At 43.3% G+C, this 24386-nt stretch carries 29 protein-coding genes and 2 pseudogenes; 7 read left to right on the top strand and 24 right to left on the bottom strand.

Translation table 11 applies throughout. The features are described from left to right. Positions 1-118: 118 nt before the first annotated feature. A complete protein-coding gene (locus ACQEXR_RS15730; protein ID WP_426952658.1) occupies positions 119-2401 on the top strand; it encodes an EAL domain-containing protein in 2283 nt (760 codons plus the stop codon). 53 nt (positions 2402-2454) lie between these two features. Here the strand turns inward: ACQEXR_RS15730 and ACQEXR_RS15725 are convergent, their stop codons facing one another. Together ACQEXR_RS15725 and phhA are read right to left on the bottom strand one after the other, a co-directional pair. Continuing rightward, a complete protein-coding gene (locus ACQEXR_RS15725; RefSeq protein ID WP_138972024.1) occupies positions 2455-2784 on the bottom strand; it encodes a 4a-hydroxytetrahydrobiopterin dehydratase in 330 nt (109 codons plus the stop codon). Next, entirely contained in the window at positions 2777-3568 is a 792-nt protein-coding gene (gene phhA / locus ACQEXR_RS15720) for a phenylalanine 4-monooxygenase (RefSeq protein ID WP_138972025.1), read from the bottom strand. Before phhA ends, ACQEXR_RS15725 begins: the two co-directional genes overlap by 8 nt. A gap of 226 nt (positions 3569-3794) precedes the next feature. Here phhA and ACQEXR_RS15715 point away from each other — a divergent pair, with 226 nt between their 5' ends. Further along, positions 3795-5795: an acetoacetate--CoA ligase gene (locus ACQEXR_RS15715; RefSeq protein WP_331428281.1), complete on the top strand. Its 2001-nt coding sequence runs from the start codon at positions 3795-3797 to the stop codon at positions 5793-5795. A 52-nt stretch (positions 5796-5847) separates the two neighbouring features. On the opposite strand, the gene ACQEXR_RS15710 is transcribed toward ACQEXR_RS15715, so the two are convergent. Beyond that, on the bottom strand, positions 5848-6426 hold the full coding sequence (locus ACQEXR_RS15710) for a class I SAM-dependent DNA methyltransferase (protein ID WP_138972027.1): 579 nt from the start codon (positions 6424-6426) through the stop codon (positions 5848-5850). A gap of 144 nt (positions 6427-6570) precedes the next feature. Between ACQEXR_RS15710 and ACQEXR_RS15705 the strand changes: the two genes are divergently transcribed. Beyond that, a complete protein-coding gene (locus ACQEXR_RS15705; protein ID WP_426952655.1) occupies positions 6571-7449 on the top strand; it encodes a LysR family transcriptional regulator in 879 nt (292 codons plus the stop codon). 193 nt (positions 7450-7642) lie between these two features. Beyond that, complete coding sequence (locus ACQEXR_RS15700; protein ID WP_426952653.1) at positions 7643-8536, top strand: cation diffusion facilitator family transporter; 894 nt, start codon at positions 7643-7645, stop codon at positions 8534-8536. A gap of 33 nt (positions 8537-8569) precedes the next feature. Here the strand turns inward: ACQEXR_RS15700 and ACQEXR_RS15695 are convergent, their stop codons facing one another. The 3 genes from ACQEXR_RS15695 to ACQEXR_RS15685 form a co-directional block, all read right to left on the bottom strand. Next, positions 8570-9058 carry a GNAT family N-acetyltransferase gene (locus tag ACQEXR_RS15695; protein ID WP_426952652.1) on the bottom strand — a complete coding sequence of 163 codons (489 nt, stop codon included), beginning with the start codon at positions 9056-9058 and terminating at the stop codon, positions 8570-8572. Positions 9059-9075: 17 nt separating this feature from the next. Continuing rightward, positions 9076-9426, bottom strand: a complete 351-nt coding sequence (locus tag ACQEXR_RS15690; protein ID WP_426952651.1) for a hypothetical protein — start codon at positions 9424-9426, stop codon at positions 9076-9078. Positions 9427-9541: 115 nt separating this feature from the next. After that, a complete protein-coding gene (locus tag ACQEXR_RS15685) occupies positions 9542-9958 on the bottom strand; it encodes a hypothetical protein (protein ID WP_426952650.1) in 417 nt (138 codons plus the stop codon). Positions 9959-10223: 265 nt separating this feature from the next. Between ACQEXR_RS15685 and ACQEXR_RS15680 the strand changes: the two genes are divergently transcribed. Next, positions 10224-10619: a hypothetical protein gene (locus tag ACQEXR_RS15680; RefSeq protein ID WP_138972033.1), complete on the top strand. Its 396-nt coding sequence runs from the start codon at positions 10224-10226 to the stop codon at positions 10617-10619. Between the two features lie 114 nt (positions 10620-10733). On the opposite strand, the gene ACQEXR_RS15675 is transcribed toward ACQEXR_RS15680, so the two are convergent. The 6 genes from ACQEXR_RS15675 to ACQEXR_RS15650 are packed head-to-tail and all read right to left on the bottom strand — an operon-like array spanning position 10734 to position 16018. Further along, positions 10734-11393, bottom strand: coding sequence for an HAD family hydrolase (locus ACQEXR_RS15675; protein ID WP_331418724.1), 660 nt, complete (start codon positions 11391-11393; stop codon positions 10734-10736). A gap of 2 nt (positions 11394-11395) precedes the next feature. Then, positions 11396-12415, bottom strand: a complete 1020-nt coding sequence (locus ACQEXR_RS15670) for an ABC transporter ATP-binding protein (protein ID WP_426952649.1) — start codon at positions 12413-12415, stop codon at positions 11396-11398. After that, a complete protein-coding gene (locus ACQEXR_RS15665) occupies positions 12415-13200 on the bottom strand; it encodes an ABC transporter permease (protein WP_138972035.1) in 786 nt (261 codons plus the stop codon). The genes ACQEXR_RS15670 and ACQEXR_RS15665 overlap by 1 nt, the downstream gene beginning before the upstream one ends. Continuing rightward, positions 13200-14099, bottom strand: coding sequence for an ABC transporter permease (locus ACQEXR_RS15660; RefSeq protein ID WP_426952647.1), 900 nt, complete (start codon positions 14097-14099; stop codon positions 13200-13202). Before ACQEXR_RS15660 ends, ACQEXR_RS15665 begins: the two co-directional genes overlap by 1 nt. Further along, complete coding sequence (locus ACQEXR_RS15655; RefSeq protein ID WP_427020707.1) at positions 14096-14920, bottom strand: alkaline phosphatase family protein; 825 nt, start codon at positions 14918-14920, stop codon at positions 14096-14098. The genes ACQEXR_RS15660 and ACQEXR_RS15655 overlap by 4 nt, the downstream gene beginning before the upstream one ends. Before the next feature lie 12 nt (positions 14921-14932). Next, positions 14933-16018, bottom strand: a complete 1086-nt coding sequence (locus ACQEXR_RS15650; protein WP_427020706.1) for an ABC transporter substrate-binding protein — start codon at positions 16016-16018, stop codon at positions 14933-14935. 211 nt (positions 16019-16229) lie between these two features. On the opposite strand from ACQEXR_RS15650, the gene ACQEXR_RS15645 reads away from it, so the two are divergent. Then, positions 16230-16958, top strand: coding sequence for a UTRA domain-containing protein (locus ACQEXR_RS15645; protein ID WP_138972039.1), 729 nt, complete (start codon positions 16230-16232; stop codon positions 16956-16958). 14 nt (positions 16959-16972) lie between these two features. Here ACQEXR_RS15645 and ACQEXR_RS15640 read toward each other — a convergent pair. The 12 genes and pseudogenes from ACQEXR_RS15640 to ACQEXR_RS15585 form a co-directional block, all read right to left on the bottom strand. Next, positions 16973-17161 (bottom strand): annotated as a pseudogene (locus ACQEXR_RS15640) (AraC family transcriptional regulator); the annotation flags it as partial. Positions 17162-17202: 41 nt separating this feature from the next. Next, on the bottom strand, positions 17203-17571 hold the full coding sequence (locus ACQEXR_RS15635; protein ID WP_138972040.1) for a VOC family protein: 369 nt from the start codon (positions 17569-17571) through the stop codon (positions 17203-17205). 103 nt (positions 17572-17674) lie between these two features. Then, positions 17675-18457, bottom strand: coding sequence for a hypothetical protein (locus tag ACQEXR_RS15630; protein WP_426952642.1), 783 nt, complete (start codon positions 18455-18457; stop codon positions 17675-17677). A 140-nt stretch (positions 18458-18597) separates the two neighbouring features. After that, the gene (locus tag ACQEXR_RS15625) at positions 18598-18939 is read right to left on the bottom strand and encodes a hypothetical protein (RefSeq protein ID WP_138972042.1); all 342 of its coding nucleotides are present in this window, start codon (positions 18937-18939) and stop codon (positions 18598-18600) included. Positions 18940-19409: 470 nt separating this feature from the next. Then, positions 19410-19844, bottom strand: a complete 435-nt coding sequence (locus tag ACQEXR_RS15620) for a GNAT family N-acetyltransferase (RefSeq protein WP_331418836.1) — start codon at positions 19842-19844, stop codon at positions 19410-19412. 154 nt (positions 19845-19998) lie between these two features. Beyond that, positions 19999-20514: a GNAT family N-acetyltransferase gene (locus ACQEXR_RS15615; RefSeq protein ID WP_427020705.1), complete on the bottom strand. Its 516-nt coding sequence runs from the start codon at positions 20512-20514 to the stop codon at positions 19999-20001. A gap of 168 nt (positions 20515-20682) precedes the next feature. Next, positions 20683-21147 carry a hypothetical protein gene (locus ACQEXR_RS15610; RefSeq protein WP_138972046.1) on the bottom strand — a complete coding sequence of 155 codons (465 nt, stop codon included), beginning with the start codon at positions 21145-21147 and terminating at the stop codon, positions 20683-20685. Then, positions 21110-21445, bottom strand: coding sequence for a hypothetical protein (locus tag ACQEXR_RS15605; protein WP_240800905.1), 336 nt, complete (start codon positions 21443-21445; stop codon positions 21110-21112). Before ACQEXR_RS15605 ends, ACQEXR_RS15610 begins: the two co-directional genes overlap by 38 nt. A 275-nt stretch (positions 21446-21720) precedes the next feature. Next, on the bottom strand, positions 21721-22128 hold the full coding sequence (locus ACQEXR_RS15600) for a VOC family protein (protein ID WP_331428539.1): 408 nt from the start codon (positions 22126-22128) through the stop codon (positions 21721-21723). 103 nt (positions 22129-22231) lie between these two features. After that, complete coding sequence (locus tag ACQEXR_RS15595) at positions 22232-22666, bottom strand: bleomycin resistance protein (protein ID WP_427020704.1); 435 nt, start codon at positions 22664-22666, stop codon at positions 22232-22234. 46 nt (positions 22667-22712) lie between these two features. Further along, entirely contained in the window at positions 22713-23633 is a 921-nt protein-coding gene (locus ACQEXR_RS15590; RefSeq protein WP_427020703.1) for an alpha/beta hydrolase, read from the bottom strand. A gap of 223 nt (positions 23634-23856) precedes the next feature. After that, positions 23857-24120, bottom strand: coding sequence for a hypothetical protein (locus ACQEXR_RS15585; protein ID WP_331418222.1), 264 nt, complete (start codon positions 24118-24120; stop codon positions 23857-23859). Between the two features lie 191 nt (positions 24121-24311). Here ACQEXR_RS15585 and ACQEXR_RS15580 point away from each other — a divergent pair. Beyond that, positions 24312-24386 (top strand): annotated as a pseudogene (locus ACQEXR_RS15580) (transposase); the annotation flags it as partial.

The raw sequence follows: 24386 nt of genomic DNA, 5'->3' as shown, positions 1-24386 counted from the left end.
TACCATCTTGCATTGATAATAATAATAGTTACCATTTGCGTTATACATTTTTTCGATTTGACTCACACGCCTCTTGAAACTTGCTCTTTCCTATAAACATTTAATTTTAATCTGGCTGTTGGGGACGATACTGGCCGTACTGAGTTACTTCACGGTTCACCAGTATGAAACACAAAAGATCCACGCCCAGTTAGAAGCGCAATTGACCAACCGAATTCAAACTCTATCGCAATCGCTTAAGAGTGTTGAGTCTTTAATCTATTCGACCCGTGCATTTATATCGAATAGTAACCAGCCATCAGCCAAACAATTTGAATCCTATTTTACCGAGCAAGTTCACACCAATTTGAGCGTCGGTTCTGTGATGTGGGCACCAGCAGTCAAGTTAGACCAAATAGCAGACTTCGAACGGCAAGCGCAGCGCGATGGTTTTCTCGGTTTCAAAATAACCCCTACATTAGAGGGAGCCGACTCGGATATCTGGTTTCTTGATCAAACGACGTTACCGGTACTCTATCTGTCATCATGGTTTGAGGGCAGTGACCAATTAGGTGTTAGATTAGAATCCGACCCGAATAATGTCAGTGCAATGTCTCGTGCAATAACGACCGGAAGAATTGGTGTCTCCGACTTCACTCAAAATGGTCAAGCTAACGTTCGTCTTCTATTACCCAAGTTTTCGGATAAAGGCAACTTGGAAGGATTCATTGTAGCCAATCTCGTGCTACATGAGTTGCTAGGTCAGATATGGCACAAAGAAATCAACTCTTCCACAACGAAAATTCAAGCTCATATCGAGCCCAGTCAGCAACTCATCTTTGAGTCGCACATTAATACTGAGCTGGAATCTGACGGGATCACAACACGCCTCGCGCAAGCCACTCGCGTCACACGGATCCCTTTGTTCAACCAGTATTGGCAAGTATCGATCACGACGCTAGACCGAACGGGTAGTACAGCTCGATATGGGCTTACATTGATTATTTTGATCTTTTTGCTCACCTGTTCAGCGACGATCGCCACAAATTTCTACGCGACGCGACTCAAAGTGTCCGATAGTGTCATCGAAGAGAAAACGCGCTCACTGGCCGATCAAGCCATCAAAGATAACCTAACCAATTTAAAAAACCGTAACGCCTTGGGTCATGAAGTGGCGGCTCAACTCAACCTCATGGCTCGTGGAGAATCCGTTGGGTTCTCGATTCTGTTTATTGATCTCGACCGTTTCAAAGTGATTAACGACTCAATGGGGCATCTGCATGGCGATAAACTCCTTAAACAAGTCGGAAGCCGGTTAACTGAACACTGTCGCAGCAATGATATGGGCTTTCGCTTTGGGGGGGATGAGTTCGTCATCTGCTTACCGGGCCTTATTTCACGTTCAGCACTCACCGATATCTGTCAACGTTACTCTAACGTATTAAGCCGTCCATACACTATTGACGGCCAGTCCTGCCATATTGGTGCCAGTATCGGAATTTCGATTGTTACTGATCCAAACCAGACATTAGCAGGCATACTCCGCGAGGCCGATACCGCTATGTATCGCGCCAAAAGCTCTAGCCATGAAAAAGTAGTCTTTTTTCACGAGAAAATGTTCTCGCAAGCGAAAATGCGTTTCACTTTAGAACAAGAGCTAACCAGCGCTCTCGCGTTAAAGCAGCTATCGCTGGTCTATCAGCCAATCTATTGTGCAGATACCGATAAAGTGACGGGGTTTGAGTCATTGCTCCGCTGGAATCATCCTAAACTTGGTCAAGTCTCTCCCGCAGAGTTTATCCCAATCGCTGAAGAGACTGGAATGATAATCAAGATTGGTGACTGGGTCGCCAATGAGTGTTGTAAGACTCTGAATCGGCTTTGGCATTCACGGAAAGAACGCGATGTACCAAGGATCAACATTAACGTATCTGCCAAACAATTTGAGTCTGAGCACATATACCACACACTGGTTCAGTTGCTAGACCAATATGATTTCCCTGCCCATCTGGTCGGAATAGAGATAACCGAGTCTATGCTATTGCGGGAAGAATGCAGTGCTCATCAACTTCAGCGTATCAAAGCGCTGGGGGTCACCTTATATCTCGATGATTTCGGTACTGGGTACTCTTCCCTTTCGGTGCTCAACGAGTACCCCGTTGATGTACTTAAAGTCGACCGAAGTTTTGTTAGTCGTCTCGCTCTTGGTCAGAGTAACGCGGATAACTTATGTCGAGCGATCATCTCAATGGCACATACCATTGACCTCGAAGTGGTTGCTGAAGGTGTCGAAACGCCAGAACAACTCGCAATACTTCGCCAACATCATTGTAATTATGTTCAAGGGTACTTAAAGTCAAAGCCACTTACGGTCTGCAAAATCGAGCAAGTTCTGGATCATAAACAGCCGTTATCTGCGTAATCTCGCATCAAAAAAGCCTGATAAAATCAGACTTTTTTGAACCAGGTTGCATGCTAAATCAGCTTGTCACACTTGGCTGCGCAGATGAAATCGTTCTGATGCAGACCTTTTATCGAATGACTCCACCATGTCACCGTCACCTTACCCCACTCAAGTAAAATTGAAGGATGGTGAAATTCTTCTTCAGCCAGCTCTGAAACTTTGTTGGCAAATTCCCAAGCAAGTTTATAGTTTTTGAACTTGTAGACTTTTTCTAGCTGGGGAATGCTGTCTCGTTCAAGCATTTGCCAATCTTCTAGCTCAGTCAATAGCAGCCTTCTTTCTTCTGCGCCTAGAGCTACAGCAGTAGCGGTGCACGCTTCGCAACGCAATTCATCAAGCATGATTTACTTCCTTTGGTTCAAATAGTGGGGGTAATAATCCAGCAGCCATCGCCTGTTTTACATGAAACATCAGATCCATCTTACTCAGGGTATAAAGCTGATCGATGTCGTCTAGGACAAAATATTCCGGCTGCATAATATCAATTCGATAAGGTGTCCTGAGCACGGTGTGGAGATCAAACTCAACCCGTTTAGCTAGCGGATCATCCAGTGCATACAAAGTCTCACCTGGAGAGGATAGAATCCCGCCGCCATAAATTTTTTGCTCACTTCCCTCTTTGACAAGACCAAACTCGATAGTAAACCAGTAAAGTCTCGCCAGATATACCCTCTGCTTATCACTCGCATCTCGACCCAACTTGCCGTACATGTTGGTAAATTCAGCAAACTCAGGGTTGGTTAGCATTGCACAGTGGCCAAATATCTCATGAAAGAAATCCGGCTCTTGGAGATAATCAAACTCCTCTCTACTCCGCAAAAAAGTAGCTACAGGGAACTTCTTGTCTGCAAGCAATGCGAAAAATCGGTCAAAATTAATCAACGCTGGCACGGGTTCAACTTGCCAGCCCGTCGCTTGCTTGAGAACCCGATTGATATCAACAATTTGAGGCGCTCTATCTAGTGGCAGATCCAGCAACTCCAACCCTGCCAAATACTCTTTACAGGCGCGTTGTTTCACCAAGTGGAGTTGGCGACTAACCAAATCACTCCATACTTGGTCTTCTTCTGAACTCCATTCAACTACCCCTTTATCATTCACAGGCTTAGAACGATATTGTGTCATGACCAGCTCCATTAACAATTCCTTCACATTAAGCCTATCGTCATGCAGGGGCGGTGACAATTTAGCCAACCAACTCTCTCACACCGACTCTGTGTAACAATTATTTTACATTTTAACACTTTTTTCTTATTTTTCAGCCATCTGTTGAAGCTCGGTAAGTTTGACTTTGGCTACCTTTTCATCAAAGCTTATTCGAGAAAACGGAGAACAATAAGACGAGGATGTCATGTCTAATTCGCAGACGAACCTTCCAGCACCTATTTGGGTTCCAAGTAGTGAGCGAGTGGAGTCATCAAACCTGAGTCAATTTATAAAACACATTAATATTCAGGGAAATAAAATCGATAGCTATGCTGACTTGCACCAGTGGTCGATTGAAAACAAAAAGAACTTCTGGCTCGAGATTTGGCAGTTTTGCGACGTCATAGGCTACAAGGGCGACTGCATTTTAGGCGAAGGGTTGGCCAAGTGGGGCCAGTTTAACCCAAGCCGAGATACGATCTGGTTTCCACAATCGCAACTAAATTATGCCGAAAATCTGTTGGCCTACTCTTTTCAGGCACCAGATGACACCGCAATTTGGTTTAAGAACGAACGAGGGTCGAGTCGTCAACTGACTTGGCAGGAGCTGTGTGACCAAGTTTCAATCATTCAGCAATGGTTGGTTCAAAATGGCGTTCAAAAAGGCGATGTCGTCGCTGGCTATCTTCCACATATGCCAGAGACTGTGATCGCCATGCTCGCAACGACCAGCCTTGGTGCCATTTGGACTTCAACATCACCTGACTTTGGCGCGGAAAGCGTCATCGAACGATTTGGACAAGTACAACCCAAAATTCTGTTTTGCTGTAATGGTTACGACTTCAACGGTAAGACCTTCCAAATAGAAGAGAAAAACCGCAAAATTGTTGATGCGATTCCAAGCATCCTAAATACGTGCCAAATTGACTACTTACAAATAGATATGTCAATGGATGACCGCTGTGAGTCATTCTCTGATTGGGAAGCGATTTTTGCCAGCTACCTGCCACGCGCGATGCGTTATGAGCGGATTAGTTTTAATGATCCTCTTTTTGTCCTCTACTCTTCAGGTACGACAGGCAAACCGAAATGTATCGTTCATTCAGTGGGAGGGACGATATTAAACCATCTCAAAGAGCATCAACTTCACTGTGATATTCAACCGAAAGATCGTATTTTCTACTACACGACATGCGGTTGGATGATGTGGAACTGGCACGTATCCGCTTTAGCAAGCGGCGCGACCTTGGTGATATTTGACGGCAGCCCTATGTACCCTAACGAGCAAATACTTTGGCAACTGGCTGAAGATGCTAAGGTCACGCTGTTTGGTACATCGGCAAAATACTTAGAAGCTCTAGAGAAACAGCAGTTTAATCCTAGTAGCCAGTTGCCACTGAAATCTCTCAAAACACTCTGTTCAACTGGCTCAGTCCTCTATCCTCAACAATTTGATTTTGTGTATTCCAATATCAAAGTCGATATCCACCTTGCATCCATATCTGGCGGAACCGATATTTGCGGTTGCTTCGTATTGGGCAATCCAATCTCTGCGGTTTATCGCGGAGAGTGCCAAGGTGCAGGCTTGGGTATGGATGTCAAAGTGCTCAATGAATCTGGTGAAGCTATTATTGCCTCCCGCGGTGAGTTGGTTTGTCAAAACAGTTTCCCCAACCAACCGTTAGGGTTCTGGCACGATGATGGTGAGCGTTACCATATGGCTTATTGGGATAAGTTCGAAAATACATGGCACCATGGCGATGATGTCGAAATGACTCCACGAGGCGGAATGATTTTCTACGGACGAAGTGATGCCACTTTGAACCCCGGCGGTGTCCGCATCGGAACGGCAGAAATTTATCAGCAAGTTAACCAACTGGCTGGGATCCAAGATTCTATCGCCGTTGCAAGGCAAGTAGATGGTGATGAAAAAGTCGTTCTGTTCGTTCAGCTTGAGCCTCATGCATCACTGACCGAGCATATGATTTCGACCATAAAAGAGACGCTGCGTCGTCAGTGCTCACCCCGACACGTTCCGGCTGAAATCTATCCGTTAAGTGAAATACCCAAAACCAAATCGGGTAAATTGGTCGAACTGGCAGTCAAACAAGTTCTTCATGGACAAGAAGTTAAAAATCAGGGGGCGATTGCCAACCCTTGGGTACTAGACGAAGTCAGTCAATATCAGACCGTCCCAGTGGTATAAAACATTAAAGCCCAGTATTTCTACTGGGCTTTAATGTTTAAACCGAATCGAGTTACTTTTTGGCAACCGCCATCAACACGGTTTGTTCGCCGTGCGGGGTTGTGATGGTAAACGGCGTCGTGATTTCTACTTGGCTAAAACCCACACTCGTCAGCACTTGCTGAGCGTGAACAATCGTCATTCCGCCAACTTCGTCTTTGTCCGACAACCAATCCCAGTGAACAAAATGTCCGCCATCGTCGAGGATGCTGTAAACAATATCCGCGACATCTGAATAGTTTGGTAGGAAACTACACACTGAAGAGGCAACCACTAGATCAAACTGTGCTCGAAATGCAGGGTGCATCGCCACTAAACCACGAGTCAGTAGATCAACTACGGGTTCTACGTTGTGAAGCTCTTTCTTATCGAGTTGTTCTATCATTGCTTCGGAGCTGTCGAGCGCGACAATATCTTTTGCCGTTTGAGACATTCTTTGGCTAAGCAGACCTGTTCCGCAGCCAAAATCAAAAATATGTAACCCTTTAACATCAACTACTTGCTGTAGAGATTCAAAAGCTTTATCCGCATATACACTAGTCGTGTTATCCGAGTCCCAATCGAGTGCGACATCGTCCCAACTATTAGCCATCATGATCTCCCTGTAACAACATTCATTAGGCATGCCCCAAGAGTATCAAAACTGCATGAAATTCATAGCATTTCAATTCGGAAAACAGACAATTGACAGAGATTGATATAATATCGATTCGAGACTAACCAAATTGAACAAAAGATGAACCTTACTCAGATCGAAGCTTTTTGTACTGTGTCCGACACAGGCTCGGTTTCCGAGGCCGCTCGCCAACTAGAGTGCAACCGCACACGCTTGAGTATGGCGATTAAAGCACTAGAAAAAGATCTCGATGTCGAACTTTTTGTTCGTAGTGGCAATAATTTGGTGCTTTCTGAAGCGGGTAAAGCCATTTACAAAGATTGTCACAATATGCTAGTTACCGCAGCGCGTATTCGTAAAACCTGTACTCACGTATCAGGTAAGTTTAACGCCGAGGTATGGATAGCTCGTGACGATTCTCTGCCTGACGAACTGTGGCAGGATCTCTCTCATAAGCTTAACAACCGCTTTCCTGCAACCGCATTTAACATTGTTTTAGCCTCTAGTGGTGACTTGGCAAATCTTGTGGCAACTTCCCAAGTTGATTTCGCGTTTGGCGTCGATTACGAACGACTCAATGACCCTCACATCACGTTTCAGCCATTAGGCAAGATACGCCTGATGTCAGTATGTCGTTCCTCTCACCCACTGGCCAAACTTCGTCGGGTCTCGGATGACGAACTGCGTAACGCTATGCAAGCCGTTATGGTTTATCTAAATGAAAAGGATAATCCAGAATTACAACCCTTCTCGCTGCGTCACATAGGCTTCTCAAGCTTTGACTACATACTCAACACGATTCTTGAAGAAGACGCTTGGGGCGTACTCCCTGAACCGCTGATCCGACACTTGCTACGCAAACAGGAACTCTCGGTAATAAAACACACTTATGGCTTGACCCAAGAAGATTACTGTATGTTCACCTCTTCAGGTATGGCAGAGCATCCTGGAATGTCTTGGCTGGCAGACAAATTAAACGAATTTTTGTTTGATTTTTAACCGTTGCGACGATTATTTGATCCATCAATCAGTCAGCGACAATATTATTGACACCGCATTCTGTTCGCATCTCATTGAAAAATAACAATTTTAACTAAAATTCATCTATTTGACATATTGGGTATTCATATAGGGATTGTCTAATTCTCTTATATTGAGAAAAATATAGGGGAATTTTACAAGAGAACTCATTATGTGTGCCCGAACAAGCCTTAACGAAAAACGAATCCTAACCTTCTCAGCTCTTTTAGCATCGGGCTTTGCGGGTAGCGGACTCGTACTCGGCTTACTAGTTGGCTCACTTGTCATTGTTTTTGACGGTGTATATTCACTGGTCAGTTTGCTATTGACTTTGTTGTCGCTCGCCGTGTCTAGATACATTGCTCAGCCGTCCAAGCGCCAGTTTCCATTTGGTAAAGCGATGCTTGAGCCCCTAGTGATCGCAATAAAAGGTAGTGTGATTTTAGCGATCGTTGCCTACTCACTGTATTCAGCTGTGCAGGCATTAATCAATGGTGGCCGTGAAGTTGACGCGAGTATTGCAACGCTTTTCGGTGCGGTAAGTGTTGTTGGTTGTAGCTACGCATGGTGGTACATCGCGAATAAGTCGAAACTTATTTCATCTGGCTTGGTAGACGCTGAAGTAAAACAGTGGCAGATGGACACGTTGCTTAGCGTTGCTGTGACCTTAGGTTTCGTGGCTGCGTGGCTGGTATCCGTTTCACCGTTCGCACAATATGCCGTCTATGCTGATCCGGTGATGATGCTGCTGATGTCTTTCTACTTCATTAAAGTACCACTTGAGATGTTAGCAGGTGCACTACGCGAACTACTGATGATGAAACCTGACGAAGAGATCTGTCACGCGGTTAACAAAGAGGTACTCGCCCTAGAGACACAAGTTGATCAGGAACTTGCCGTGGCGGGGGTTATTAAGGTAGGTCGTGAGCTGCGCGTCAGACTGGATGTACATTCTCAAGGACAACAAGTTCAGGTGGCTGAACTGGAGAAAGCGCGTCGTATTCTAAAGGATAAACTGTCGCGTCTCTCATTGGATCTGAACGTGACCATGAATATCGCAAACTAATGGATTAGCTCCACAACGTCCGCTTTGTGGGGCTTACTCTATGTGACTCAATTCTTTACTCATCAACACTAGATTCCAATCTTGCCCTTCATAACGACGCGTTCCCCGCTCTATCTTATCCACCTGAAACCCGAGTGACTGGTAACACTTACGCGCAACATCATTGTGTTCAAACACAGCTAACCTCAACTGAGAAACCACAAAATGGGATTGTACATGGTCGATTAATAGTTGCAGCATCTTCGCCGCCAGCTTTTGGCCACGAAACGGAGGTGCAATAAACACTCGGCAGATACGAAAACAGTCTGCCCTTTCTTGGTAAAGCTCAACATAACCAGCGTATTCGCCGTTGTGCTCCAGCATAAAAGGGTGAACAATGTCCTTATTGCAGTGAAACTCAATCTGTTCGTCGGTCAATGGAAACTGGTAACAGTTTCCTCCCCACAAATAGTTGAGTTGGTCTGAGTCGATCCAATCGATTAGCACACCATAATGCGAACTCATAAAAGGTATCAGTGACATATTACGCTCTTCCTAAGCTATAAAATGTTTAAAATGATGCATCCAGTTAACGCGGGAATACCTGCAATAAACAATACCAAACCATCTTGGTAGTTTTGTCGATAGCGTTTTCTTTCATCTTTCTCGACGTCAAAACCTTTGACCATCTTGTAGACTGAATCGAGCTTGGGGTTATTGTACCTAGCGGTTTTGCTATCTGTTCCACCTTCCCAAGTTAGCATTGCCAAGCCCCAGATAACAAAAACGACCATAAATAAGAAATCAGAAAGTCGTGTGACGACAAAAAAATCAACAACGTAGGAAAGCAACCACACAACTAGAGCCGCAATGACATTTATGATCGCAACCTTTACTACCAGTTTCAACATCTGAACCTCCTAACGCTGATCTTTCCGCAGTGTTAAGGTGGTTTGAAAGCCCCATCCGCTACGCACCTCAATAAACAAAAGGCCCACCGTAAGTGGGTGAGCCTTCGTTTTTAACCTAAGACGCTAGTTGAGATTCAACTTGCTGAAATACTTTGTACTCTGCGTTACTGCAGCCGCGAGCAATCGATACCCAGTAATCTCCCGTTTCATCCGTTGCAACAAACTCAGCCCTAAGTTCGTATTTTCTCCAAGACGCAAACGCAAGAATTAGAGTCAATGCGAGCATTAAAAAACCAAATTGCGGAACAAACGCCCAAGTCGCGGCCGACAGCATTAAAGCGAGGGAAATAACATTCACCATGTTATCTTTTACCCCAAGCTTACGTACTTCTACCTGTTTTATCTTACGCAATTGGTAATCGTCACCACGAACCGATATTTGGTCTGTGTTGAGATTAAAATCCGACATTACGTAAGCCCGACGAAAACGGAGAATATCCACTAGCCTATAGTTGTTAGTTTTCTTGCTCATCACCTTTTCTCCATGTTATTAAAGGTTAGTAAAAACTAATATAATCATGAAGTTATTGTGCTGAGAAACACTTTATAATACAGCCAAATAAGCAATGCAACATATATAAACGGTACGAATATCTGTTATTTTCCGACACTGCGATAAGCCGAATTTTCGTGACAAACGATCAACCACATACTGAGGATAAAAGCCGTACTAAACGCTTTGTGAATAGAGAGTTGTATAGGTACAATCGCCAGCCAAACAACACAGGTGCCAGAAGATGCTATTTGACAATGACATAGAAGAAATGATCGGCTATTTCGACCGTTACTGCAAAGCGCCCCATATTGATGCGCTCGATCGAGTATCGGACGACCAAGTGAATCTCCTGCTCGATTTCTTGACCCTTGCTCATAAATTGCAATGTGATATCTACGCTACGCGCAACTTAAACAGCTCCCACTTCCTCGGTGTGGGCACCTTCGCTCTAACTCAAGAACGAGCACCGCAAGGTAATCTGTTCGTCAAGATTGAAGCAGATACACTGTACCTCTCGTTTGAGTTAGCCCCTTGCAACGAAGAGAATCTGTTGACCCCGATTCGCGTTATTGATGCACTGGTGTATTTAGCCGACTGCAATGGTCATAGTTTGTTGCCTGAAGACTATCAGCGCTAGCAAGCCTAAGCCCAAAATAGCGATCAAATTTGTTCATTGGAATCCGTTACTTTCTGTTTAACGCTTACTCTTTATCCAAGCTGCCCACCACCGACCAACTGAACAACATCACGGCTAAGTCCAGTTCAGCACTTGCCAATCCATAGAGCTTGCACGGGCTCTCAAACGTGGACATGGGTTGACCAAATAAGCGTGATCCGCGTATTCACATAGCGGCAAATCGTTGATCGAGTCAGTATAGAAGTGAATGTTGGAGTAAGTCTCGGGTTGTGAATCCAACCATTGTTTTAATCGGATTACCTTACCCTCGCGATAGCTTGGAACACCTCTAATCTCGGTAGTATAGCGTCCGCCATCTTCAACGAGATCAATACCCAACGCCACATCAATTCCCAAGCGTCGCCCAACCGCTTGCACAAGAAATGTTACGCTGGCAGAGATGATTACCATCTGAATACCTTGTTCGTTAAGTTGATCAATTAAAACTTTGGACTGTTTAAATTGCTTGGTGAGGATATGGCGCTCTACGCACTCTTCCACCAGCACATTCACTTGCTCTATGGGTATATCAACCAAAGGAGAGATGGAAAACTTGAGGTAATCCTCCATATCCATTTTCCCTTGAGCATAAAGAGCCATTAATCTCTGATCCTGCTCGATAAAATCGGGGCTGGTCGCGATACCTTTCTCAACCATAAACTCGTTCCAGATCATTGCACAATCAGCATTGATCAAGGTTTCATCCATATCAAATACATACAACGGCTTTGACATCATTACGCTCTCACAGGTTGAATTTCATTGAGATTAAACAAGAGTTCTAATTGGCTACCGTTGGCCAGTAAACGCTCAGATGAGCGATTGAGGAGATCAACGGTAAGCTCACACTGGTCGACCTCGACCTGATAGCGAATCACATTTCCCAACAATTGATGGTTTTTTATTATCGCCTTTTGCGGGGCAGATACATGGCTGCCATATTTGCGCCCCTGCTCTTTGACATAGATGGATTCAGGACGTATCGCTACCTTCCAATCGGTCTCGATATTGAACAGTTGCTTCGCTTTCATTGCTTCAACCAAATTATAATGCCCCATAAAACTTGCCACAAACTCGTTGGCTGGATGAGTATAAATCTCTTCCGGAGAACCAGCCTGAACAATTTCGCCTTTATTCATTAGGAAAATGCGGTCTGACATGATCATCGCTTCTTCCTGATCATGAGTGACAAAAATTGTCGTTAAATTCATCTCTTTTTGAATATCACGGATCTGTTGACGGAGGTGCTTACGTATCTTGGCATCCAGTGCGGAAAGAGGCTCATCAAGGAGTAAGATACGCGGCTTAACCACTAACGCCCTAGCAAGAGCGACTCGTTGACGTTGCCCTCCTGAGAGCTGATGTGGATAGTGTTTCTCTTTACCCTTGAGATCAACCAGTTCGATTACCCTAGCGACTTGGCGTTGAATCTCTTGCTTTGCCAGTTTTTTCATCTGCAAACCAAAACCTATATTGCCTTCCACAGTCATATTAGGAAACAACGCATAGGACTGAAACACCATACCAATGCCCCGCTGCTGAGGTAACTGGTGAGTAATCTCCTCACCATCTACCCAAATCTCTCCCCCATCCACAGGATTCAATCCTGCCAGGCTACGAAGCAAGGTCGATTTACCGCAACCACTGGGGCCAAGCAGCGTAATAAATTCACCTTGCTTAATAGTGAATTCAATCTCTTCGAATACGGTATTATCCGCAAAGCGTTTGGTCAGGTTATTTGCGACTACATAACTCATTATTTGACTCCTCGGCTAAAGCGACTCGCCAGCCAAGTCAGGATAAAAATAAACAGGAAATAGGTCATCACCAGCGCACTGGTAAAGTGGCCGCTGGTCTGACGCATGTTATAAAGGTAAATCTGTAGCGTTTCGTAACGCGTACCAACCAAGATATTGGCGAATACAAACTCGCCCAATAAAAATGAAAAGGAAAGAAACAGCGATGCCATCAATCCTTTTTTCAAGTTTGGCAGAATAATTAGCAGAAACGCTTTGGCGGTGCTCGCCCCGAGAAGATGCGCAGCGTCCATCAAATCATGCAGATTGATTGCCTCGAAGCTATTAGCAATAGCACGATACATAAATGGCAACGCTATAGTGAAGTAAGTGCCGATTAGAATCCAAGGTGTGCCAACAAGAGAAATTTCACTGTCTGCATAAAGCTGAAGCAATCCCACAGACGAAACCACTGGTGGTACCGCAAAGGGTAATAAGATCATGATATTCATAACCTTATCTAGTTTCGGAAAGTAATAAAAAACCACAAATATCGCGGGTAGAATCAACACCACGCTCAAAAAAAGTGATGCGATACAAATGAACAACGAGCGTCCAAATGCCTGCAAAAATCGTGGGTCACTCAGTAAGTTGAGATACCAGTCTAGCGTAAAGCCATCAGGCAAAATGGTCGCGCCCCAGCGGGATGACACCGAATAGACGAATGTTGCCAAAATCGGTATCAGCATAATGCCCACAATGGAATACACTACCGTTTTGTGGAATCGAGTATTAACGTTATGCATCACGACTTCCTACCCGCATAGCTTTTTGCAATAAGCCATTGATTGATCATGGTGATCAGAGCAAGCAAGGCCATTAAAATCACAGAAATGGCAGCCGCTAAGTTCGGTTCAAGGAACAAGTCACCCGATACTAAGCTGGCAATACGAATGGTGATCACGTTGTAATTGCCCGAAGTCAATGCGTATACACTGGCATAGGCGCCAATCGCATTGGCAATCAGAATGATGAAGGTGCCAAGCAGTGCCGGAGAAAGCACTGGTAACGCAATTCTTGCCCAATACTGGTCTGTACGAGCTCCTAGGAGTGCAGCGGCGGCTTGCCAGTCATCACTGAGCGCGTCAAAAGCGGGATACAGCAACAAAACAGCCAGAGGGATCTGAAAATAAACATATATGGCCAGCAAACCCCACTTACCATACAGATCGAAATCACCTAATAAGCCATACTGCTTCAGCAGCAAGGTCAATGCACCGTTGGTACCTAAGATGATGATAAACGCGAATGACAAAGGCACACCCGAAAAGTTACTGCTCATATTGGTAAACGCAATAACACTATCTCGAATTTTCCCTTCAACACGGCGTAGCGAAGATACCAGCAAGGTTGCAATCGCTAAGCCGACAACGCTCGACCAAACAGCTAACCAAAGACTGTTATTAAAAGCCTGGATCATAAAAGCTGAATCTAGCACTTCAATATAGTTATCAAATGCAAATTCGCCATCATAAATAAAGCTGTTGATCAGCACCCAAACCATAGGAGCCAACTGAAAGAGATAGAAAAATAGCGCAAAAGGCGCCAGCCACAATGCGGGTTTGATACGCCCAACCCATCGATGCCAATGTGGCTTCGCTGAACTTGACTCTTGTGTACGAGTCGATAAAACAGAACTGCTCATAATGCTAACAATTCCTGAGAATAAGGCTTAGTGTGCTCGAGATTGAGCAATTGGCAAATCATGCCACAGAGCTCTGTTTGCTTAATTTGCCCTTCTTGATGGGTGAATTTATCCCCGATCAAAAACAGCGGTACTTGGCGTTCTTGTGGCAAGATTCCCCCGTGTGACCGATCGTCGTTCATACCATGGTCACTGGTGACGATGACTTGATAACCGTCTGCTAGCCATTGCTCAATATAGTTAGACAAAATAATGTCTGCGTGACGTGCACAATTACGGTACTGGCTAGAATCCAAACCATATTTATGGCCCATATCATCAATGTTCATCGGATGAATCAGCAAAAAATCTGGCCTATACGCTCGGCGCAAATGTTCCGCATCAAGAAAGAGAGCTTCATCAGGATAGTGATCCCAGTGGTAAAAGCAGCCGTGCTGAATATTCATCGCTTCATCATGTGTAAAACGATCTCTCACTGGTTCATAAGGGGCTCGGTTATAGAGCTCGCTTATCCAATGATACGCTGCGGCAGCTGTCACCTTGCCTTGCGATTTCGCGAGGCTAAAAATCGACTCATGGTTCGACAAACGCACTACATTGTTATTCACAATGCCACTGTCAACGGGGCGCACTCCAGTCAATATACATTCGTAAAGTGGACGTGATAATGAAGGCAGCTCGCAAAGGACGGGATACAATGTTGCACACATTCGCGAGCCTGAGTGGTGTTGTTCTAGAAGGCCATTGAGGTAGCCCATACAGTCACGGGCTACCTGATAATTCAGTCCATCTAGAACAACAAGGATAACCTTATTGTTCATAGTGACGGACTCTTATTGTTGGTGAATTAACACACTTTCCTGCCATTGACGTGGCAATTTACGCGCAGATTTTTCCCAAGCATTGAAATCCTTTACGGGATGCACATTGCTGTATTGGTCATTAGAAATCAGCTTATCTTGAACTGACTTAGGCAATACTACGTTAGAGCGAATTGGACGAGCATAACCTTGAGCTAGGTTGATCTGCCCTTGGTCACTGAAGATATACTCGCGAGCCAGCTTAGCCGCATTCGGATTTTTAGCGAATTTGTTGATGATGGTGGTGTATCCCGAAATGACAGAACCATCTTGAGGAATGTTTACGGTGAAGCGTTGACGATCAATCTTGTCACGGTAGTTAAGCGCATTGAAGTCCCACAAAATCGCCACTTCAACTTCGCCTTTCTCTAGGTTAGCGATACTTGGATCTGTGAACGATAAGCGCCCTTGTTTTGCTAATTCAGCAAAGAATTTCAGTGCGGGTTCTAAGTTAGATTCATCGCCGCCATTGGCAAATGCTGCTGCAAGAACGGCATTGTTTGCCTGTGCTGCAACACCCACATCTCCGACAGTCACCTTGTAATCCCCTTTCAACAGGTCATCCCAAGATTTCGGAGCGTTTTTGACGAGATTATTGTTAGAGATAAATGAGATAGTGCCAGTGTAAGCCAGTGCCCAATGACCCTCTTTATCTTTCGCCCAATCAGGAATATCGCTCCAGGTTGTCGGTTTATAAGCTTGAGTCACGCCCTTCTTCACTGCGACACGTGCAAAAGCAAAACCAACATCGCCTATATCAGCGGTTGCATTTTTCTTCTCTGCTTCAAACTTAGCGATCTCTTGCGCCGAGCTCATATCCGTATCTTGATGTTTCAAACCGTAGTTTGATTTCAGGTCTACCCATGTGTCTTTCCAGTTTGCCCAACTATCTGGCATTCCCACACTGTACACCGCGCCTTCTTTTTGTGCGGCTTGGATCAGTGATTCGAGATCCGCCTGTTTTGCTATGGCTGGCATCGAGAGTGATACTGCAATGAGAGCAGCAGGTACCATTTTCTTGACAGAAATAGCCGTTGAACGACTTAGCAAAGTTTTCATTGTCTCCATCCTTCTGGACTAGGTCAGTAAGTTCAAAATTTATCCTAGGCAGTAAATGTGACGATTTGGCGCAACTATTTTGACAGTTTGAATGAATTTCTATGGCAGATATATGTCATTTGGGCGCAATTTGATCAATTAACGTATGTCATAATTCTGTTATCTGTCCGACTTACATTATCTCTAGCTCAACACATGGACTAGATCAGCAATGAGAACAACAGTGGCCCCTCCATTAGGAACCCAACTAGCAAGAATTAAAACTAACATAAGAGAGCAAATCGAGTCTGGAGTCCTATCTGAAGGCCAAAAATTACCCTCTGAAAGAGAACTTAGCGAGTTATTCTCAACCACGCGCATTACCATCAAAGATGCATTGATCGCACTCGAAACGGAAGGGCGAATCTATCGCGAAGAACGCCGTGGTTGGTATGTCTCTCCTCAACGAATTCGCTATAACCCTCTGTGCCGATCTCATTTTCATCAAATGATTCGCGACCAAAACCGTATTGCAGAAACCAGACTGGTGAATGTACGAAGTGAAATGGCGGCAGGTGAATATGCTCAAGCTCTAGAGGTCAACACAATCACACCAATTCATATCATCGAAAGACTGAGATGCATTGATGGACGAGCAGTGCTATTTGTCGAGAACGTTTTAAAAGCGTCTTTATTTGAAGGCATATTAAGCGAAAACCTGACTATGTCGTTGACGGGCATTTATCGTGATAAGTTCGGCTATGAGACTTTGCGCTCACGCTTTGACGTCATTCCCACCTCAGCTCAAGCACATGTTGCCAAGGCCCTCAATCTAGCAGAAGGCCAACCCGTACTAAAAATCTGTCGCGTGAACTACAAGCAAGACGGACAACTAATGGACTGCGAGCTAGAGTACTGGCGACCAGACGCCATGATGATCTGCATCGATAGTGTCGAGTGAACGCGGCACTGACTCTATTGGTAGACGCTCACTACGGACATGCAGTGGGTAACGGTTTGCTCCTTTTCACCGACGGGCGCAACATAGTGAATGGCACTCTCAACGGCTTCTCGGCCTCCAAGTTTGCCAATCACCCAAGCCGCCAAGTACTGTGAAGACAAACAGCCTCCAGCTGTCGCAATGTTGCCTTGCGCATAAAAAGGCGGCAGCCATAGCACAACGAACAAAGAAGATGTGGATTCAGTTAGATAAATACCGCTTCCAGTTTGTTTCCATCAAGGTCACGCACAAATGCAGCGTAGTAAGTCTCACCGTATTCGGGACGCAAATTCGGTTTGCCTGCACACGAACCTCCTAGCGCCAACGCGCTAGCGTAAAATCGATCAACCGCCTCTCGACTTGGCGCATTAAAAGCAATATGAGTTCCATTCCCGGCAGACGCACCCTCTTTGCATGGACAACCGACCCAAAACTCAAAATGCTCACCATAAGCCGCTGCTACATTTTCGATGTAATGAGAGCGTTTAATAGACAAAGTAGAAAGCAGTGAATCATAAAAAGCGACAGACGAGGTCACATTCGAAACACCCACTGAGACATGGTTTAGAATCAATTTAAATTCCCTTTTTAAATACATTACGCAAACAGTTAAACCAATTAAAATGAAAGTGACCAAACGTTGCGAATCATTCTTAAATTTATTGTTAGCTATGTTGTTAGTTAGACATGTATCTTTTTGCAAAATCACGAAGAACCTTTGCATTATTGGCCGTAAGCTCATCGCCGCAAACTTGGCCATCTACACTTATGTCTGGACTTGAATATGCCGGAATTATATCTTTTTCATAAGACATGACTGTTCCTCGACTTGAGCAAGTAGCACCAAAGCTATACCTCTTATTTTTGTTTGGAAACGTATAGTTAACAAAAGAGTCCACATCAAACTTCGGACTATACTCAAGTACTGTTTTCATATCATGATTTGCACCGCTTAAATGCCCAATTTCGTGCTCCATTGCACTATCGTAACAATTTAGTCCAATTACGAAGTAGTTAGATGTCGCCGATGCGACCCCACACCATTGGGACTTAAAACTGTCAGCCGCATTTGAAAACAAAATTGCTTTGAAAATAGGAACGCCAGAGCTGTTAGTTTCTGGGATTTCAGATTTAGAATGATAATTCACAAGGCTCTTGGCAGCATCAACGTCTTGGAACAAAGAGCTATCTATGTTTGAAGTATATTCTACTTTTGTGACTTTTCTTTCTATTGGGATGCATGAGTTCTCTAGCGTAAGATTTGAATAGTTCACCCAAGTATTAATTTTAGAATTGACGAACTTTTCTGAATACTCATTAAGCACACTTTTATCTATATAAAAGTAAATTTCCGTTTCCAATTTAGGAGAGTTAGGGCAATCAGGGAGCTTAAGCCCTACTGCGAAAACATAGGCACATTGTACTGACAAGAAAATACTGAATATTTGTACTGCTTTCATTACTACCTCAAGAATAGCTAACGCCATGTTAAGGGGTGAGCAACGCAATACCGAAGCCGCTGCATACCACCTTAATCACTAAAACCAGCGCATAGTGAAAATGCCAAACGTTGCGAATCATTCTTAAACGCGTTGTATGTTTATCTTATACTTTCGTATATCTCATTGGCGATAAATGGCTGTTTAATCTCTTTTTGCAGAGTGTTTAGTTCTGGGATACCAACGCCTTTTGGAGGCTCTTGCTTGAACTCATGCAAACCAACATACTGATTAAAAAACAGTTGTATGTCATCAGATTGCTTTGCCAATGACATTTCAACGTTATTGACCTCTTCGCTAATGCACGAATTGAAAGCATACTGCGCTAGATAACTAAGTACTTGTTTTTGCTTGTTTTCAGTTAGACTTCGTAACCATTGAGACTCAGGGAACGAATGTAAACCATTTTTAGCTTTCTCAAAACAGGCTTCTTTTTTAGCCATTAACTGACTATATGGCTGAGTTAAACTTGGAGGCGAAGCCGTACAACCAACCAATGATATAAAAGCAATGCTACAGAGCAGCTTCACTGACACACTTCCAAAACTTTTGTTCTTCACCATAAGTAAACAGCTCTTCTTGTTGAGCAAGATAGTAAACTTGCTTTCTCAATACAGGATTAATAGATGCCATCGCATGTTCGAGCAGAGAGTTTCAGTCCTTTAACGGAACAGTAGTCTTTTAAAGACATATGAACTCCAAACTAACAAATGTGAAGGCAGTTTAAACCAATAAAAGCCAACACATTGAGAAACTTGGTGCACACTGAATAGAAGTCACAGTATGTCGATAAACATAACGCCAAATTAAGGGGTGAACCACACTAACACCTGACCTAAAGCATTGTGCTGTAAACACTAAACTGGCTTGAAGTGAAAGCACCAAGCGTTGTGAATCACTCTTAAATTTATTGTTATAAGCGTGGTTTGAGCATGTGCACGAACTGTTCGTCCTGCCCTGTAACCTCAAAGCCAAACCTTTTGTAAAGTTGCCCTACTCGGTTTCCTTGTAAGTAGCAAAGCTTTATCGGTAACAACTTTTGTGCAGCAAGCTCAATGACCGCTTTTAATACTTGGCTACCAATTCCTTTACCCTGATATTCTGGTAATAGGAAAAAACGACCAAAGTACAGATACTCAGAATGGCACTGCACCAAGTAACTGCCTACTGCGACTCCATCGACTTCGATTATGGTTGGCTTTTCTTCGCCCCACTCATTGTGATGAATTTCTCTTTGAACACTTTCGTCCCAACCAAATACAGCTTTGATTGGTTCAAATTCTGCTGATTTCTTAAGTTCGAATAGGAACTCATAGTCACTATTTTCAGCTTTACGGGTTTCGTACACCTAACTCTCCAAACCTACAACTACGGATAGATAATAACGCCAAATTAAGGTGTGAACAACGCAAGCCACCTTACTTAAACCATTGTGCCATAAACACTAAAATTGAAGTAAAAGCAAAAATGCCGAGCGTTGTGAATCACTCTTAAATTGATTGTTATGATTGCGGCCGAGAAATCGTATATTCATAGAAAACTACACTACTCTCATTAGCAGGTTGCTCTATAAAACCCAGCTTCTTGAGTAGCTTCGCTGAAGCAATATTAGATTGGTCAACACCGCCTATGAGTTTTAACCATGATTCGGATTTCTCGACTTCATTGATGAAGCCTTGAAGTAATTCACTAGCTAATCCTCGTCCCCAGTATTCTTCAGCAAGCAAATAACCGATATGAGCAGACTCATCATTTTCCACATAAGCGAACAGGAAGCCTATTAGATTGTGCTCCTCGGTTTCCACTTGAAGTAAGCGGCTCTCTGACAACATTCGCTCAAGCCAGATTGTGGCTTGTTCACTAGAACCTATCTCGTGGAAATATGGAGGAAGATTTTCTACAACTGCTGGCGTGAGGAGTTGAGGAATTCGCTCTAGCAAATATGAGTGTTTAGACAAATCAAGTCCACCAGCAACTTCTACTACTGTCAGCCTCTGACTTTCGAATGATATTGCCATACAACCTCCCCATTTCGATAAAAATCATAACGCCAAATTAAGGTGTGAACAACGCCTCCGCCCAAACCTAAAGCATTGTGCCATAAACACTAAAACTGAAGTAGAAGCAAAAAAGTACCAAGCGTTGTGAATCCCTCTTAAATTGCTTGTTATGTTCCCGGTCACTGATTACCTTAAAAGACCTAGAGACTCACCTAACTTAATTGAGTCAAACGGCATTCCATATAGTGACTGAATCTTTTGAATTTCCTTTAGATCAAGGCCATCAATGTATTGTGCATGATTTGGGAGCTCTGTTACTCCCATAGCATCAAATAGTGATTTTTGCTCTTGAGACAACTGACTTTCAGAGTCTTTCAAAGCCTCTCTTTCAGTTTTTGAGCAATTATCTCTATTGTCTATAGATAGATACAACACGACTCTTTTCTGATCTTCTTCATTCAGTGAGACAAACCAAGGAGTCATTGGAAAACTCTCTGAGTTTTCTAGTTCAATAACTTTGCATTCCTCAATTTTATTTGCATAGTCTTCGAACCTTTCTTCGAATGATGCGGCACAGCCAGAAACAGAGAAAATCGATAATGCCAAAAATAATTTATAGTGCAGCACGACTAACGCACCTCCAAAATTCACCTTCTTCTCCTTGTGTCATCCACGTCATAGGTTCAGCTATATCTCGAATCCGTTTTTTCGTAATAGCACCGCTAGCTTGAGCCAGTTTACCAAACTCTACCCAATCATATGCAGCTATGTCGATCAATTGATTAGCGGCATTCTTACGGCCTAAAAAAATGTCTAAAATGGGAACCGCTGATAAAGATAGGGTAAATAACCGACTACTTTCTATAATACTTTGAATTTGTTTTACGGAATCCCGACTTCGACTAGATAACTTTAAGTTATTAATAGAACAGTAACCAAGCTCTGCCATATGAACCTCACGAAAGTGTAATTCTTCTAAAGCAGACTAATTGCTCGCCAATCAAATGACAAAACGACCAATTAAAATATGCAGAAAGATCACTATATTATCGGATTTTCAAAGGACACATAACGCCAAATTAAGGCGTGAACAACGCTAAATTAAGGCGTGAACAACGCTAAACACCTAACTCAAACCATTGCACCTTAAACACTAAAGCCGAGTCTAAACTGAGATCGCCAAGGGTTGTGAGTCACTCTTAAATGCTTGTATGGGAAATTCTGTTAAAGAACATCCTGACAAAACCTAAACAAGTACCCATCTGGCGATTGCACAATGAACTGCTTTTGTATAACAGACTTGGTACCACATTCATACGATTTAGATTCAAGCATTAGATAAATCGAGTCATTAGATTTCGAGCAAACTTCACTATATAAGCTTTCAATATCGTTAACGTCCCACTGAAAGTTCACACCACAGCCCAGTGGAAACTCGGGTTTACCAGTAAGCCACTTTCGGCTTTTACTCGATAGACCTTCTAGCATTAAATCGACACCATCTAGTGTCAAATATACAAACTGTTCTTCTGGTCTTTCATATTTGACGGAAAAACCGAGAATATCTGTGAAAAAAACTTTGCTCACATTTATATCGATACAGTACAGCTCTGGAACTACTCGTAATGTCATTATTTTTCCTATTCACATGACGCCGCATTGAGGTGTGAGCGGCTTGGCTATACTTGAGCGAAGCGAAACTGCCAAGCGTTGCGAATTACTCTTAAATGCCTTGCTATAACGCAGTTTTAGCCTTAGGTTTTTCACCTAAGTACTGCGAAAACCTTAACAAATAACCGTCGGGATCTTGGACAAGGAACTCCTTTTGTCCAGACAAACACTCACCCACGTCGTACCAAGTTTCTTTTAGTTCTCTGAAGAGTTTAATATTTGAAGCCTTAACTCGTTCATACACTGGTGCAATATCAGAAAGCTCAATCTGAAAATTCACACCCCTTCCAAGTGGCCAAACCAACTCACCTGTCACCCATGCTTCATCGTGGATTTGCTCCAACATAATTTGAATTTGCTCAAGCTCTAGGTAAACAAAATCTGGCTCTTTTCTCTGATTTCTAATTTTGAAGCCAATGATTTCACAATAAAAATATATAGAGTTAGTAAAGTTAGATACCGACAACTCAGGCACCATCGGGTTCCAATATTCTTCCATTTCAATCCTTAATATATGGCGTACTCAAATGCGTTGTAACGCCTTGTTATATCTGATTTTTTATTTGGTTTGCAATTGCCGTGATACAACGCTTTGCTGAATTACACACGCCAGATAACTGAAAGAAACCATGAATGACACCTAAATAATGGTCTAGGTAAACGTCAACTCCTTGTGCAAGCATCAATTTGTATAGTTGCTCGCCCTCATCGCATAATGGGTCAAACTCTGCTGTGATAATAGTAGTGATAGGCAAACCACTAAAGTCACCGTTTAAAAGGTTAAGCTCTGGTTCATTAATTTCTTGACCGCTGCAGTTCGCGTACAGCTCGAAACCAGAAAGAAGCATATCTGCCGTTATAATGTAATCTGAACCGTTTTCTCTGTAGCTCTGCGTACTACCTTTTGGATCCAACATTGGATAAATAAGAATCTGCTGACGAGGTAACCACTGTTCTAGCTTCTTTAGCCTAAGCGTCGTAGCCAAAGCTAACTGCCCACCTGCGCTATCACCTATAAATACCAAATGCTCTGAATCACCACCATACTTATGCGCTTGATCCTTAATACCAAGTACAGCTTGGTATACATCGTCATGTGCTGCTGGATAAGTATGTTCCGGTGCCAGTCTGTATTGAATGCAAACCACTATTGCGTTGGACTGAAGAGCAATTTGTCTTAGCTGAACATCATGTGTTTCAAAACCACCACTGATGAAACAACCGCCATGAAAATAGACCGCGATAGGTAAGTTCGCTTCACTTGTGGGCTTGTAAATCTTAACTGGAATACCATTAAGTACATCTAAGTATTCACTTTCAATTTTAGGACTCTCGCCTGCTAGTGCGGTGCTACCGATATAACCAGCACGGCGTTCAGCGATTGTTTGTGCTGAAGGGCAAGGTTTACCATTTGATTGAAATTCTTCGACTAGCTCTCTGATGCCAGCTTCTAGGTGGTTGGTCATTTTATAACTCTATAACTAAAAGATCGCAGAATAATATACCAACGCAGATTCATGTATATACATACAGTTAAGATGTGTGATGTAAATTAGATATAACGCAAAATTAAGCTATGAACAACGCTGACACTTTACCTAAAGCATTGTGCTATAAACACTAAACTTGTTTAAAGTGAGGGCGCCAAGCGTTGTGAATCACTCTTAAATTTATCGTTATGTTCCGCCTTCAAAGTTTGTCACATTCCTTTTTATCCTTGAGCAAATTTGTAAAGGCTGTTGCCTCTGTGCGCTCAAAGTCCTGATATGCTTCAAACATGTCTCCATCTTTATATCCTAGGAAACAAAGAGCTCCTTGAATAACTGCTGTGAAAAAGGAAATAACTAAAACCAGAAAAGGAATTACGCCAAATAAGTCTAGAGCTAGAAAAACCGAAGATATCGCCATAGCGGCAAAGGAAACAACAACTTTGACTTTACTTGTAAGTGCCATAACCACTCCTTATGAATGACCACCGCACATAATATAGACATCTAATTGCACATAATGTCAGACAAATCACACTAGGCACATAACGAATGATATGGACTCCCTCTCCCTGACACTCCGCGTGCCATACTGACTTAGTACACGCTGAAAAACTGGACGTTACCATGTCCAACATTCAAACTATTGGCATTGATCTTGGTCGTATCAGTAAAAGAGGCGAAAAACACATTCGTACTCTGCTTATCCATGGTGCGAGAGCTGTTATTGCC

This window comes from Vibrio sp. TRT 2004, from assembly GCF_050113735.1.
GTDB lineage: Bacteria > Pseudomonadota > Gammaproteobacteria > Enterobacterales > Vibrionaceae > Vibrio.
This window is presented reverse-complemented; position numbering and strand designations above follow the sequence as displayed.